This is a genomic window from Streptomyces sp. NPDC051105, assembly GCF_040682795.1.
In the GTDB taxonomy this organism is placed as follows: Bacteria; Actinomycetota; Actinomycetes; order Streptomycetales; family Streptomycetaceae; genus Streptomyces.
This window is the reverse complement of sequence record NZ_JBFBBR010000011.1, coordinates 204,823-218,340: the sequence shown is the minus strand read 5'-3', so window position 1 is coordinate 218,340 and position 13,518 is coordinate 204,823. Positions and strand designations below refer to the sequence as shown.

General features: G+C 72.4%; 13 protein-coding genes. 8 read left to right on the top strand and 5 right to left on the bottom strand.

The genetic code is table 11. The features are described from left to right. Positions 1-111: 111 nt before the first annotated feature. Positions 112-504 (top strand): hypothetical protein, encoded by a 393-nt coding sequence (locus tag AB0N16_RS27150; RefSeq protein ID WP_365801001.1) that lies wholly within the window; start codon positions 112-114, stop codon positions 502-504. Between the two features lie 213 nt (positions 505-717). Here AB0N16_RS27150 and AB0N16_RS27145 read toward each other — a convergent pair whose 3' ends face one another. The 4 genes from AB0N16_RS27145 to AB0N16_RS27130 form a co-directional block, all read right to left on the bottom strand. Continuing rightward, positions 718-1,335, bottom strand: a complete 618-nt coding sequence (locus AB0N16_RS27145; RefSeq protein ID WP_365800999.1) for a hypothetical protein — start codon at positions 1,333-1,335, stop codon at positions 718-720. A gap of 101 nt (positions 1,336-1,436) precedes the next feature. Next, positions 1,437-3,260, bottom strand: coding sequence for a glycoside hydrolase family 3 protein (locus AB0N16_RS27140; protein WP_365800997.1), 1,824 nt, complete (start codon positions 3,258-3,260; stop codon positions 1,437-1,439). 728 nt (positions 3,261-3,988) lie between these two features. Beyond that, positions 3,989-4,789, bottom strand: coding sequence for a sugar phosphate isomerase/epimerase family protein (locus AB0N16_RS27135; RefSeq protein WP_365800995.1), 801 nt, complete (start codon positions 4,787-4,789; stop codon positions 3,989-3,991). A gap of 17 nt (positions 4,790-4,806) precedes the next feature. Next, positions 4,807-5,742: a bifunctional helix-turn-helix transcriptional regulator/GNAT family N-acetyltransferase gene (locus AB0N16_RS27130; protein WP_365800993.1), complete on the bottom strand. Its 936-nt coding sequence runs from the start codon at positions 5,740-5,742 to the stop codon at positions 4,807-4,809. A gap of 360 nt (positions 5,743-6,102) precedes the next feature. Between AB0N16_RS27130 and AB0N16_RS27125 the strand changes: the two genes are divergently transcribed. Then, a complete protein-coding gene (locus AB0N16_RS27125) occupies positions 6,103-6,471 on the top strand; it encodes a hypothetical protein (protein WP_365800992.1) in 369 nt (122 codons plus the stop codon). Between the two features lie 132 nt (positions 6,472-6,603). Continuing rightward, positions 6,604-7,848: an FAD-dependent monooxygenase gene (locus AB0N16_RS27120; protein ID WP_365800990.1), complete on the top strand. Its 1,245-nt coding sequence runs from the start codon at positions 6,604-6,606 to the stop codon at positions 7,846-7,848. A gap of 456 nt (positions 7,849-8,304) precedes the next feature. Here the strand turns inward: AB0N16_RS27120 and AB0N16_RS27115 are convergent, their stop codons facing one another. Beyond that, the gene (locus AB0N16_RS27115) at positions 8,305-9,351 is read right to left on the bottom strand and encodes a LacI family DNA-binding transcriptional regulator (RefSeq protein ID WP_365800988.1); all 1,047 of its coding nucleotides are present in this window, start codon (positions 9,349-9,351) and stop codon (positions 8,305-8,307) included. 226 nt (positions 9,352-9,577) lie between these two features. On the opposite strand from AB0N16_RS27115, the gene AB0N16_RS27110 reads away from it, so the two are divergent. The 5 genes from AB0N16_RS27110 to AB0N16_RS27090 all read left to right on the top strand — a co-directional run bounded on the left by AB0N16_RS27110 (position 9,578) and on the right by AB0N16_RS27090 (position 13,463). Beyond that, on the top strand, positions 9,578-10,735 hold the full coding sequence (locus AB0N16_RS27110; protein WP_365800986.1) for a Gfo/Idh/MocA family oxidoreductase: 1,158 nt from the start codon (positions 9,578-9,580) through the stop codon (positions 10,733-10,735). Next, positions 10,732-11,883 carry a dihydrodipicolinate synthase family protein gene (locus AB0N16_RS27105; protein ID WP_365800984.1) on the top strand — a complete coding sequence of 384 codons (1,152 nt, stop codon included), beginning with the start codon at positions 10,732-10,734 and terminating at the stop codon, positions 11,881-11,883. Before AB0N16_RS27110 ends, AB0N16_RS27105 begins: the two co-directional genes overlap by 4 nt. Before the next feature lie 32 nt (positions 11,884-11,915). Continuing rightward, a complete protein-coding gene (locus tag AB0N16_RS27100; protein WP_365801191.1) occupies positions 11,916-12,713 on the top strand; it encodes a sugar phosphate isomerase/epimerase family protein in 798 nt (265 codons plus the stop codon). Positions 12,714-12,792: 79 nt separating this feature from the next. Beyond that, positions 12,793-13,074, top strand: a complete 282-nt coding sequence (locus tag AB0N16_RS27095) for an Arc family DNA-binding protein (protein ID WP_365800982.1) — start codon at positions 12,793-12,795, stop codon at positions 13,072-13,074. Continuing rightward, complete coding sequence (locus tag AB0N16_RS27090; protein ID WP_365800980.1) at positions 13,071-13,463, top strand: hypothetical protein; 393 nt, start codon at positions 13,071-13,073, stop codon at positions 13,461-13,463. The genes AB0N16_RS27095 and AB0N16_RS27090 overlap by 4 nt, the downstream gene beginning before the upstream one ends. Positions 13,464-13,518: the final 55 nt, after the last annotated feature.

Sequence of the window (13,518 nt, the reverse complement as noted above, 5' to 3'; positions counted from 1 at the left end):
GGTGATCGGGTCGCTGACGGTCGTGCAACCATCCGACATATGTCGTGCGTCCGTACATCAGTACGGTCATGGCTGGGGCACAGCTGCGGGGCGGTGCGGGAGGGGACGACTGTGAACAGTGGTGCGATACGGCGGCGGCTGGCGCTCGGTGCGGCCGCGCTGGCCGCCTCCGGGGCGCTCGCCCTCGTGGTACCGGCCGAGGCCCAGGCCGTGACGGCGGGCAACTGCGCCGGGCGCCAGGTGCGGACCCTGCCCTTCGCCACCGGCATCGTGCACATCTACCGGCAGGGCGGCTACGTCTGCGCGGTCACGCTCCCCAGGAACTCCGGCGGCAAGCGCATGATGTCCGTCAGCGTCCAGGCCCGCGGCAACCGCCCGGTCGTCGACAAGGGCAAGTACCAGTACCACGCGGGCCCGGTGACCGTGCACGCCGGGCACCGGTGCGTCTGGGTCAAGGGCGCGGTGGGCCGCAGCTCGGTGAGTTCCGGCTGGATTCTGTGCTGAACGCCCTTACGCCCCTCTGATTCCCCCTGGTGTGACGGCAGGTGCTCCGATGCCTTCCGCCATGGCCGGCCGCCTCCCGCAGCAGATGCCCGGCGAGTTCGGCGAAGGACGGCATGGAGAGCTCGGGCACGGCGAGCAGGAGCCCGATCTCCGCACGCATCGGCCCACCTTAGGGGGAGAAACCCGGCCGCGGCCGAGGCCGACATGGAGCGTTCACACGCGGCGGGCGCAGCCCACCGGCCGTTCGCCGCCGAGCTGGACGTACAGGGCCGTCGACGCCGGGCACCGGTCCCGCGAGGTCACCGCACGCACCACCGTGTACTGCGGTGTCCGCTTCCCCGAGCCGTCACAGGCGGTCTCCCGGACCTGGCCGTGGCCCGAGCCGTAGACGCAGTCGCCGACGATCGTGCGCGGTCCGCCGCCCCCGCCGGGATCGCCGGGGTGCGGCGGCTCCAGGTTGCGCATGCAGGCATAGCCCTGCGGGATCGTTCCGTCACCGTCCACGTCGCCGCCGGTGCGCTGGGCGCCGATGTGCAGCACGAAGTCGGTGGTGGCCGGGCACGCGGGTCCGGCGGCGATCGTGCCGTCGTACCGGGCGACGACCCGGGCCGCCGCCCGTTCGCTGGTGCAGGGCACCTCGGTGAAACTGGCGGTCCCGAACGAGCTGCACTCGGTGACCGCGAGGAACCGCGCGCCGTACCCGGACACCGTCGGACTCGCCGTCGACCGCGCGCTGCCCGCCGGCTCCCCGGACGGGGACGGCCGGCACCCGGCCGACGACAGGGCGACGGCGAGCGTCACCAGCACCCCCGCGCAACGTCTGCTCCACATACCGACCCCCCTGCCAGCGTGGCCCGCGGGCACGGCCCACGCCAGCTGTGCGGGAGGCTTTCCGCCCGTTGGGGGCGTTACGCCCGATCTATTACGTACGTCTAGTACGTCAGCCCGTGGCCGATCGGGTACAGCACCTGCGTCGGATCGTCCGCCCGCTGCACCGGCACCGGCAGCCTGCCGCGCGGCGCGACCCGCCCGGCGATCACCCGGGCCGCGGCCCGCAGTTCGACGTCCGTCCAGGAGTAGGACGCCAGACAGGCCCGCACGGTGGGCAGTTGGGCGATGTCGTACGGGTTGCGCACGGCCACCGCCACCACCGGCCGGCCGGTCGCGACCAACTTCTCCACCAGCCGCTGCTGTCCGCCGCCCGCCGTCACGTTGTACGTCCCGACGACCACCGCGTCCACCTCCTGCGCCGCCGCCACCGCCTTGTCGATCGTCGCCGCGGCCGGATCCGTACCGGTGGCCAGCACGGCCGTGGTGAAGCCGAGTTCGGTGAGGGCGGTGGCGAGTACGCCGGTGGGCGGGCCCGTCGTACCGGACGGGGAGGCCGGGTCGGCGCCCACCACCAGCACCCTGCCGTGCGTGCGGTGGGACAGCGGCAGCAGCCCGCCCTCGTTGACCAGCAGGGTGGTGGTGCGCTCGGCGATCCGGTCGGCGACGGCGAGGTGCCGGGCCGTGCCCACCACCCGGCCGACGTCCTTGGTGTTGACGTACGGCCGGTCGAGCAGCCCCAGCCGGGACTTCAGCCGCAGGACCCGCAGGATCGACTCGTCCAGCCGCGCCTCGGTCAGCTCCCCGTCCTGTACGGCCTTCAGGACGGCGTTCCAGGCCACGTCCAGCGTGGGCGGGTTGAGGAGCTGGTCGACCCCGGCCTTCAGGGCGAGCACGGGCACACGGTCGTCGCCGTACTTGGTGCGCACGCCTTCCATGCCCAGCGAGTCGGTCACCACGACCCCGTCGTAGCCGAGTTCGCCGCGCAGGATGCCGGTGAGGACCGGGTGGGAGAGGGTCGCGGGGTCGCCGGAGTCGTCCAGCGCCGGGAACTGGATGTGCGCCGTCATGATCGAGTCGATGCCCGCCTTCACCGCCGCCCGGAACGGGACCGCGTCCAGCTTCTCCCACAGCTCCCGGCTGTGCGTGATGACCGGGAAGCCGGTGTGGCTGTCGACGGCGGTGTCGCCGTGCCCCGGGAAGTGCTTGGCGGTGGCCGCGACCCCGGCGTCCTGGTACCCCTGCACCTCGGCGGCGACCAGCGCGCCGGCCGCGTCCGGGTCGGCACCGAAGGACCGTACGCCGATGATGGGGTTGGCCGGGTTCACGTTGACGTCGGCGTCGGGGGAGTAGTCCTGCCGGATTCCCATCGCCCGCAGCTCCGCGCCGGAGATCCGGCCGAGGGTACGGGCGTCGGCGCGCGAGCCGCCCGCTCCCATGGCCATCGCGCCCGGGAAGAGGGCGGCGGGCTCACCGATCCGGCAGACGGCGCCGTGCTCCTGGTCCGTGGCGATGAGCACGGGGAGGCCGCGCGGCTGGCCCAGGGAGGCTTGCTGGATCCCGTTCGACAGTTCGGCGATCTGCCGCGGGCTCCGGGTGTTGTGCGCCCAGGTGAAGTAGATGATCCCACCGACGCGGTACCTGGCGACCAGCTCGGCGGCCGTACGGACGCCGATCTCCTTGAGGTTGGCATCGATGTCGGCCTGGTCGGGGGCGGTGGCGGAGTGGCCGTAGACCCGCATCACGAACAGCTGGCCGACCTTCTCCTCAAGGGTCATACGGGAGATGAGGGAGCGGAGTTTCTTGTCGTCGGAGTTCTTGTTGTCGGAGTTCTTGTCGTCCGAGCCGAAGGCGTACGCGCTGTTGCCGACGGTCAGTCCCGCGGTGACGCCCGCGGTCGCGGCGAGGACGGTGCGTCTGGAGGGCACGTGCGCTCCTTCTGGTGGAGAACCGGCTGAAGGAAACTTCCGTAGGCACACCAATATTCGGGAAGTTTCTTTCCGTCAAGGGAATGCACAGGGCCTGCCCGGCGCGTCAGCCCGAAGGAGGGGAACGGCACCCGTTCGGCGGACGTGAGCGGGGTGTGGTGCGTGCGGCTGCACGGCGGAGGAGGGAGTCGACGCGGAGCGTCGGTGACCGACGACAACGCGGCAGATGGGCGTGCCACGCCCCAGGTCTCCGGGCCGGCGCGCCGGGCAGGACCCGACCAGAAAGGGGCCGCCATCGGCGCATCGGAGGGGGGCACGTCGATGGCGGCGGGCCGGCGGCCGTGGTGCGGCGGAGAGGGTGGGTCGACCGTCGCAGCCAGCAGCGAGGGCCGACACCACACCACGGAGACTCTTCCGACAGCCTGCGCATTGGACGGACGGGGGAGGGCCCGGGTTCCCGACTTCCGAAAGTCGGGGGCAGAGGGATTCGAGGTACGTCAAGAACTCGCTGTTCCGTCCGGCCGAGGACATCGGGGTGTCTCACTCGCAGGTGGACAAGGCGCGCTGGACCGTGTCGAAGGGGCCGAAGGACCGCCGGGTGTCGCAGGTGTCTTGCGAACTGTCGCCCAGCCAGGCGAGCGCGACCTACGGCGCGTGATCTCGGCGCCGTGACCCGGGCGGGTGGCCCCGGTGCGGGGCCTACCTCGCGCGGGGGCCGGTCGTTCCGCTCACGCCGACTCGTTGAGCAGGCGTGCCAGGTGGTCCCGGCCCGCCGTCAGCAGGCCGGGCAGCGGGGCCGCCGCCTCGTACCAGCGCTTCTCGTACTCCCAGCACAGCCAGCCGTCCCAGCCGTGCCGGGAGAGCACCTCGACGCACTCGGACAGGGGCAGGACCCCGGCGCCGAGCGGCAGCGGGGTGGTGTCCTCGGCCGAGGCGATGTCCTTGACCTGCACGTAGCCGAGGTGCGGGGCGAGGGCCGCGTAGGTCTCGGCGGGCTGCTCGCCGCCCAGCCAGGTGTGCATGACGTCCCAGAGGGATCCGACCATGCGGTGGCCGACCGGGCCGAGGACGCGGATCGCGGCGGCGCCGGTGCGGTGCGAGTCGTGCGTCTCCAGCAGGACCCGGACACCGAGCGCGGAGGCGTCCTCGGCGACCGTGCCGAGCCGCCGGGCGGCGATCGCGTCGGACTCGGCGGCGGGCAGCGCCGGGTCGGCGCCGGGGAAGACACGGACGAAGGAGGCGCCCAAGTCGTGCGCCAGCTGGAGGAGTTGGCGCATCTCGTCGAGGACCGGGGCGTCCTCGCCGGGGGCCGCGACGCGCGTGTACCCGGCGACGCCCAGGACCTCCACCCCGGCCGCCTTGAAGTCGGCGGCCACATCCGCCCGCGCGGCCGGGCCGAGGCCGGGATGCACGGGCTCTTCCGGATGGGCGCGCAGTTCCACGCCGTGGTAGCCGTGGGTGGTGGCGAGTGCCAGCACGTCCGGCACCGCGAGACCGGGAACCCCGAGGGTGGAGAAGGCGTACCTCATGTCCACCAACCTACTTCTCATCCATCGGTTCCGTGCAGGTCCAGCCGCCAGTCCTGCCCGACCAGATCCTTGCCGAAGGAGCGGTGCGGTTTCTCGGCGGCGAGGACGAAGCCGTGCCGCTGGTAGATGCGGCGGGCGGCGGACAGGACGTCGTTGGTCCACAGCACCAGGTCCCGGTAGCCGACCCCGCGCGCGAAGTCGATCACGGCGCTGACCAGCCGGTCCCCGATGCCGAGCCCCCGGGCCTCCGGCTCGACGAGCAGCAGCCGCAGCCGTGCGGTGCCTGGGGCGTCGTCCCGTACGCACATCACGCACCCCATGGGCCGCCCCGCCCACTCGGCGATCCAAACCCGCTCCAGATGCGGGTCGTGGTCCTCGGCGTAGTCGGCGACGATCCGGGCCACCAGGCCCTCGTAGTCGGTGTTCCAGCCGTACTCGGCGGCGTACAGGGCCGCGTTGCGCTGCACGATCCAGCCCAGGTCGCCCGGGTGCGGCTCGCGCAGTACGGCCTCGCCGGCGCCGTCGGGGGTGTGCGCGTCGCCGAGGATCATACGGATGGTGCGCATCGCCTCGGCGAGCCGTGGCCGCTGGCCGGGGTCGACGGCGCCCAGCAGCGAGCCGACCGTTTCCCGGGCCCGCTCGTCGAGCAGCCCGGCGGCGGACCGGCCGTCCGCGGTGAGCGACACGTGCCGCCGCCGCGGGTCCTTCCGCGAGGGTGAGCGCTCGATCAGCCCGGCCTCCTCGAACTTGTTGAGGATCCGGCTCAAGTACCCGGCGTCCAGCGCGAGATCGGCCCGCAGGTCGGCCGCGTCGGTGTCGGCGGAGTGCGCGAGCTCGTACAACACCCGGGCCTCGGTGAGGGTGTAGGGGGCGTAGAGGTGGCGGCCGTAGTCGAGGGCGCCGATGACGTTGGTGTAGAAGCGGTTGAAGGCACGGATGTCCTGGACGGTCATGGCTGGCCCCCGATGGTTGACTGAGTCAGAGATGCCGTGCCTCCGAGGCTATCCCGCCGCCCCGCCCGACCGGAAGGTGTCGGCCTGAACGGCCAAGCCGCAAGCTTTACTTGTCCTTGTTCCACTGGGGTCGGTCCTGCTTTTGACTTCGTCGCGCCCGCGCCGTAGGTTTATACACGAACGTCACTAATGTCCGTTTCTACCTGGGATGTGACGTGGTCCGCCGGAAGCCCGTGCGGTGCGGAGAACCGGCATCAAGGGCGGCGGACGCGCTCGGAGCTGCGCGCAGGCTCTGGAGCGCACGCAGGGCGGCCCTCAAGCGGCTGCCGTAAACAACCACACCCTCGGAGAGGGGAAATCATGCGCGCGCACACCACACGTATGAAGAGGGTCGCCATCGCTGCGATCTCGGCACCCATCCTGGCGCTGGCCGCCGGAGCCGGTGTCGCCAGCGCGGCCACCCACGCGGCGCCTGACCACGTTGTCTCCTACCAGGACAACGGTGGCGGCGGCGGTCACGGCGGCGGTGGCGGTGGCCACGGCGGCGGTGGCTGGGGCGGCGGCGGCCACGGTGGCGGCGGCTGGGGCGGCGGCGGCCACGGCGGCGGCGGCTGGGGCGGCGGCTGGGGAGGCGGCGGCTGGGGCGGTGGCCACGGCGGCTGGGGCGGCTGGGGCGACGACGACAACGGCTGGGGCGGCGGAGGATGGGGCGGCGGTGGCTGGGACTGAGCCAAGCCACAGTGATTGACGCTCCCTGACAACAAAGGATGGGTCCGGGTGTCCGGTCTTCGGACACCCGGACCCATGCGGCAAACCCCCCGCCGGGCCCCCGGGCCCGGCGGCCGTGGAGGCGGTGACCGGATGAGGATCGTCTGTGTGGGCGGAGGCCCGGCCGGGCTGTACTTCTCGATCTCGGCGAAGCTGCGGGACGCCGGGCACGAGATCATCGTTCTGGAGGCGGACCCGCCCGAGGCCACCTATGGCTGGGGCGTCGTCTACTGGAGCGATCTACTGGACATCCTGCACCGCAATGACCCCGAGAGCGCACGGGCGGTGAGCGCCGGCTCCGTGCTCTGGCAGCAGCAGGACATCCGCGTGCACGGCAACCGGTACGACGGCACCGCGCACTTCGGCGGCTACGGCTACAGCATGGGCCGCGCGGCCCTCCTCGACGTGCTGGCCCGGCGTGCGCGCTCCCTCGGCGTGGACGTACGGCACGAGCGCCTCGCCGACCCCGCCGACCTGCCCGACGCCGACCTGATCCTGGCCGTCGACGGCGCGGGCAGCCGGATCCGGCAGAGCCGCGCCGAGCAGTTCGGCCCGCGCATGGAGACCGGCCGCAACCCCTACATCTGGCTCGGCACCGATCGGCAGTTCGACAGTTTCGTGTTCGCCTTCGAGGAGACCGAGGCGGGCTGGATCTGGTTCCACGCCTATCCGTCGTTCAAGGGGGTCAGCACCTGCATCGTGGAGTGCTCCCCCGAGACCTGGCAGGGCCTCGGCCTGGACACGCTCGACGAGGACGACGCCGTCCCCCTGCTGGAGAAGATCTTCCACCGCGCCCTGGACGGCCACTCCCTGATCAGCAGGTCCCGCGGTGCGCCGGCGAAGTGGCAGCGGTTCACGCACATCACCAACGAGACCTGGGTCGACGGCAGCGACGGCCGGCCCGTCGTGCTGGCCGGCGACTCCGCGCACACCACCCACTTCACGCTGGGCTCCGGCACCCGGCTCGCCATGATCGACGCGATCGTGCTGGCCTACGCCCTGAAGGAGTTCCCGGATCCGCGGGTGGCGCTGCACGAGTACGACAAGCACCGCCGCGCGGAACTGCACGCCGTGCAGGCGGCGGCGCGCACCAGCATGGCCTGGTTCGAGCACTTGGACGAGTACCTGGACCGCGGCCCGGTCGACTTCGCCTACGCGATGGCGGTCCGGCAGGGCCGGCAGTCCCCCTGGCACTACCAGAAACACCTCGCCATGCAGCTGAAACCGGTACGCCAGGCCCGCCGGGCCTACGACACGGGAAAGCGCTGGTACCAGGACCGGAAGAGGGGCGAGGCGCCGCTGCCGCTGCTGGGGCGGTCCCTGCGGGACGACCACTGAGGCCGGCGGCGGGGCCCCCGGCCCGGGGCCCCGCCGCCGACCACACACGAGCATCCTGAGGAACCGTTTCTGCTGGGCCGGTGCCCCGTGATCCGCCTACTCGAGCCCACGGCCACCGGCCGCAGAGTGACCACCCCGTCATGCTCGCGGTCCACCTGCCCGGCCTTACGGCCACCGGGCCCCCTCAGGGCGACCACCCCGTCGGGCTGGCGGTCCACCTGCCCGGCCTTACGGCCACCGGGCCCCCTCAGGGCGACCACCTCGTCGGGCTGGCGGTCCACCCTGCCCAGGCTTATGGCCACCGGGCCCCCTCGGGGCGACCACCCCGTCGGCTCGCGGTCCACCTGCCCAGGGTCACAACCCACCTGCTCAGGCTCACGGCCACCCGCCCTCGGGGTCGTACTCACCCGCTGCCTCAGGCCGACGGCCTGCCTTGGGCTCGGGCTCGCGCCCCGCTCAGCCCCGCGGCCCCCCTGAGGACCCCCGCACCATCAACTCCCCCCGGACCGTCGCGATGCCCCCCGGCGGGGGCTCCTCGCGGCCCATGGCGATGCGGCCGGCCCGGGCGCCCGCCTCGGCCAGCGGCAGCCGTACCGTCGTCAGCGACGGCACCGCGTCGATGCTGAACGGCAGGTCGTCGAAGCCGGCCACCGACACGTCCGCCGGGATCCGCAGCCCCGACTCCCGCAGCGCCGCGCACGCGCCCAGCGCCACCGAGTCGTTCGCGGCCACCACCGCCGTCAGCGACGGGTCGCGGCGCAGCAGTTCGAGCGTCGCCTCGTACCCGGCCCGCCGGTCGTAGCGCCCGTGTACGGTCCAGCGCGGGTCCTCCTCGATGCCCGCGTCGGCCAGCGCGGCCCGGTGGCCCTCCAGGCGGTGCCGGGTGGTCGTGCGCTCCTCCGGGCCCGCGATGTAGCCCAGCCGCCGGTGGCCGAGCCCGATGAGGTGCTCGGTCAGCTGCCGGCCGCCCCCGCGGTTGTCGAAGGTCAGGGCCACCGCGTCGGTCTCCGGCGCCGGCGGCCGCCCGCACAGCACCACCCGGGTCCCAGCGTCCGCCAGCTTCCGCAGTTTCGACGCCACCGCCGCCGCGTGCGGCGCGTTCTCCATCGCACCGCCGGTCAGGATCACCGCCGCCGCCCGCTGCCGTTGCAGCAGGGTCAGATAGGTCAGTTCCCGCTCCGGTGACCCCCCGGTGTTGCAGACCACCGCCAGCCGCTCGCCGCCGGCGCGTCCGCCCGGGCCGCCGATCTCCGCCTGGATCGCGCTCGCCATGATCCCGAAGAACGGGTCGGCGATGTCGTTGACGAGGATGCCGACCAGGTCGGAGGTGGCCGCCGCGAGCGCGCTCGCGGGCCCGTTGAGGACGTAGTCCAGCTCGTCCACCGCCCGCAGCACCCGCTCCCGCGTGGACGCCGCCACGGGGTAGTTGCCGTTCAGTACGCGCGACACCGTCGCGGGCGAGACCTGGGCGCGGGCCGCCACGTCCGCCAGGGTCACCGTCATCTCGTCATCCTCCGGTCGCGCGTCTCTTCGTACGCCGTCGTACACAGCCTGATCAAAGGAAGCCCCCTTGCCGTGCAGACCATAAGGCCATTCACTCCTGTTGTTCGCCCCCTCGAACAACTCGACCCCATCACGGTCTTGTACAGACCGGTGGTCAAAGGCTAGCTTCAGACCATATAGAAAGCGCTTGCTGCGTTCCTGGGACGCATGCGACGAAGGGAATCACGTGACACGCAAGACGGTGCGTATCGCCATGAACGGCGTGACCGGGCGCATGGGCTACCGCCAGCACCTGGTCCGCTCGATCCTCGCGCTGCGCGAGCAGGGCGGTCTCGACCTCGGCGACGGCACCGTGCTGTGGCCGGAACCGATCCTCGTCGGGCGCCGGGAGCACGCGCTCCGCGACATCGCCGACCGGCACGGTCTGTCCGAGGAGCACATCTCCACCGACCTGGAGTCCGTGCTCGCCGACCCGACCGTGGACATCTACTTCGACTCCCAGGTCACCTCCGCCCGCGAGGAGGCCCTCCGGCAGGCCATCGCCGCCGGAAAGCACCTCTACACCGAGAAGCCGACCGCGACCGGCCTGGAGGGCGCCCTGGAGCTGGCCCGGCTGGCGAACGCGAAGGGCATCAAGCACGGCGTCGTCCAGGACAAGATCTTCCTGCCGGGCCTGCTGAAGCTGAAGCGGCTCATCGACGGCGGCTTCTTCGGCCGGATCCTGTCGGTCCGCGGCGAGTTCGGCTACTGGGTCTTCGAGGGCGACTGGCAGGCCGCGCAGCGCCCGTCCTGGAACTACCGCGCGGAGGACGGCGGCGGCATCGTCGTCGACATGTTCCCGCACTGGGAGTACGTGCTGCACGAGCTGTTCGGCCGGGTGAAGTCCGTCCAGGCCCTCACCGCCACCCACATCCCGCAGCGCTGGGACGAGAACGGCAAGCCCTACGACGCCACCGCCGACGACGCCGCCTACGGCATCTTCGAACTCGACGGCGGCGCCGTCGCCCAGATCAACTCCTCCTGGGCGGTCCGCGTCAACCGCGACGAACTGGTCGAGTTCCAGGTCGACGGCACCGAGGGCTCCGCGGTCGCCGGGCTGCGCAACTGCCGTGCCCAGCACCGCAGCGCGACCCCCAAGCCGGTGTGGAACCCGGACATCCCGGCCACCGAGGTCTTCCGCGACCAGTGGCAGGAGGTCCCGGACAACGGCGAGTTCGACAACGGCTTCAAGGCCCAGTGGGAGCTCTTCCTCAAGCACGTCTACGCCGACGCCCCCTACCACTGGGACCTGCTGGCCGGCGCCCGCGGCGTGCAGCTCGCCGAGCTGGGCCTCAAGTCCTCGGCGCAGGGCCGCCGTATCGACGTACCGGAGATCGCCCTGTGACCATCCAGCTCCCGGGCGCCGACGGGGCGCTGCGGACCTACGAGCCGCGCACCGAGCCGCTCGCCGTCACCCCCGGCACCCCCTTCACCTCCCGTACGGTCTTCTCCGCGGCCCACGTCGTCGCCGACCCGTTCGCCGACGTCTCCCCGGACTCGCCCGCCGCCGTCGACTGGGACGCCACCCTCGCCTTCCGCCGCCACCTGTGGGCGCACGGCCTGGGCGTCGCCGAGGCGATGGACACCGCCCAGCGCGGCATGGGCCTGGACTGGGCGGGCGCGGCCGAGCTGATCCGCCGCAGCGCCGCCGAGGCGAAGGCGGTCGGCGGCCGGATCGCCTGCGGGGTCGGCACCGACCAGATCACCGGCGGCACGCTCGCCGGGATCCGGGCCGCCTACGAGGAGCAGCTCGCGCTCGTCGAGGAGTCCGGCGCCCAGGCCATCCTGATGGCCTCCCGGGCGCTCGCCGCGACCGCCGCCGGCCCCGAGGACTACCTGGAGGTCTACGGCCATCTCCTGCGCCAGGCCACCGAGCCGGTGGTCCTGCACTGGCTCGGCCCGATGTTCGACCCGGCGCTGGCGGGTTACTGGGGGTCGGCCGACCTGGACGCGGCGACAGAGGTGTTTCTGGAGGTCATCGCCGCCCACCCCGACAAGGTCGACGGCATCAAGGTCTCCCTGCTGAACGCACAGCGGGAGATCGACCTCAGGCGGCGGCTGCCGCACGGCGTCCGCTGCTACACCGGCGACGACTTCAACTACCCCGAGCTGATCGCCGGCGACGAGCAGGGTTTCAGCCACGCCCTGCTCGGCATCTTCGACCCGCTGGGACCGCTGGCGGCCCAGGCGGTACGGATCCTGGACACGGGCGACACGGCGGGCTTCCGCGCGCTGCTCGACCCGACCGTGGAACTCTCCCGCCACCTCTTCCAGACCCCCACCCGCTTCTACAAGACGGGCGTGGTGTTCCTGGCCTGGCTCGCCGGCCACCAGGCCCACTTCACCATGGTCGGCGGCCTGCAGTCGGCCCGTTCCCTGCCGCACTTCGCCCGCGCCTACGAACTCGCCGACGGCCTGGGCCTGTTCCCCGACCCGAAGCTCGCCGAGGACCGGATGAAGACCCTCCTCGCCCTGTACGGAGTGACCCGGTGACCGGCGACCTGTCCCGCTTCTCGATCAACCAGATGACGGTGAAGCAGCTGTCGCTGCCCGAACTGGCCGACGCCTGCCTGGAGCTGGGCGTGCCGGCCGTCGGCCTGTGGCGGGAGCCGGTGCAGGCCTACGGCGTGGCGGCGACCGCCAAGCTGGTCCGCGAGGCGGGTCTGACCGTCACCACCCTGTGCCGGGGAGGCTTCCTCACCGCGATCGACCCCGAGGCGCGGGCGGCGGCGCTCGCCGACAACCGGCGGGCGGTCGAGGAGGCGGCGGCCCTCGGCACCGGCACCCTCGTCCTGGTCTCCGGCGGCCTGCCGGCGGGCTCCCGGGACCTGCACGGGGCCCGGGAGCGGATCGCGGACGCGCTCGCCGAACTCGGCCCGTACGCCGAACAGCACGGCGTCCGGCTGGCCATCGAGCCACTGCACCCGATGTACGCCTCCGACCGCTGCGTGGTCTCCACCCTCGCCCAGGCCCTGGACCTCGCGGAACGCTTCCCCGCCCACCAGGTCGGCGTCACCGTGGACACCTACCACATCTGGTGGGACGACCAGGCGCCCGCGGGGATCGCCCGGGCCGGTGCGGGCGGCCGTATCCACACCTTCCAACTCGCCGACTGGACCACCCCGTTGCCCGAGGGCGTCCTCAACGGCCGCGGCCAGATCGGGGACGGCGCGATCGACATGCGGGAGTGGAAGGGGTACGTGGAGGCGGCCGGTTACACCGGTGCCATCGAGGTCGAGCTGTTCAACGACGGGCTGTGGGCGCGGGACGGCCGCGAGGTGCTCGCGGAGACGGCGAACCGTTTCCTGACCCACACGGCGTAGTCCAGCGAGGCGGCCGAAGAAGCGAACCTGCTCTCCGGCCGCCGCCGCACGGCACGTATACGTGGCGTATACTCGACGCATGTCCGACGTCATGATCCGTGTGCCCGCCGAAGTCCGTGACCAGCTGGCCGCCGTGGCCGAGGCGCGAGGCACCAGCCTCCGTGCCCTCATGCAGGACATAGCTGCTCAGACGCTGACCCCCGAGCAGATCAGGGAACGGGCCGACCGCACGCGCGCGCTGCTCGCCGAGCGCTTCGGGCACTACGTTTCGGACGAGGAGTCCGCCGAGATGCGGCGCAAGATGCGGGAGGCCGCCGCCGCACACCGTGCCACCTCGGCGGGGACGGAGCCGCACCCTTGAGCTGGACCGAGCACTACGTCCTCGACACCCCCACCCTCCTGGCGATGGGAGGCGACAAACAGGTCTCCGGCCTGATCCATGCCGCTGCCGCCAGTGACGACCTGCGTCTGTGGGTGCCTGTCCTGTGTCTCCTGGAGGCCGAGCGCCAACGTGCCGGGATCGTCGACCACGTGGGCGTGCTGGTGGGCGTACTCCACCTCGTCGACGACGACTACTCCATGGCGGTCACCATCGCCGAACTGCGCCGCGCGGGCGTCGACTTCGGTGTCTCCGCCGCCGTGCACACCGCGCGCCCGAACCAGACGCTCCCCATGGGCGGCCTGATCGCCTCCGTGGCACCGGAGCCGTACGAAGGACTCGGCGTCGGGGTCATGGACCTGAACCGCTGAGGGCCGTCCGACGGGAGCCACGTTCCGGGGCCGTCAGCTACTGAGACGCCCGTCG

Coding starts and splice junctions, on each gene's coding strand:
- AB0N16_RS27095 (WP_365800982.1), top strand. CDS start 12,793: ATGTCCGACGTCATGATCCGTGTGCCCGCCGAAGTCCGTGACCAGCTG.
- AB0N16_RS27120 (WP_365800990.1), top strand. CDS start 6,604: ATGAGGATCGTCTGTGTGGGCGGAGGCCCGGCCGGGCTGTACTTCTCG.
- AB0N16_RS27145 (WP_365800999.1), bottom strand. CDS start 1,335: ATGTGGAGCAGACGTTGCGCGGGGGTGCTGGTGACGCTCGCCGTCGCC.
- AB0N16_RS27115 (WP_365800988.1), bottom strand. CDS start 9,351: ATGACGGTGACCCTGGCGGACGTGGCGGCCCGCGCCCAGGTCTCGCCC.
- AB0N16_RS27100 (WP_365801191.1), top strand. CDS start 11,916: ATGACGGTGAAGCAGCTGTCGCTGCCCGAACTGGCCGACGCCTGCCTG.
- AB0N16_RS27130 (WP_365800993.1), bottom strand. CDS start 5,742: ATGACCGTCCAGGACATCCGTGCCTTCAACCGCTTCTACACCAACGTC.
- AB0N16_RS27135 (WP_365800995.1), bottom strand. CDS start 4,789: ATGAGGTACGCCTTCTCCACCCTCGGGGTTCCCGGTCTCGCGGTGCCG.
- AB0N16_RS27125 (WP_365800992.1), top strand. CDS start 6,103: ATGCGCGCGCACACCACACGTATGAAGAGGGTCGCCATCGCTGCGATC.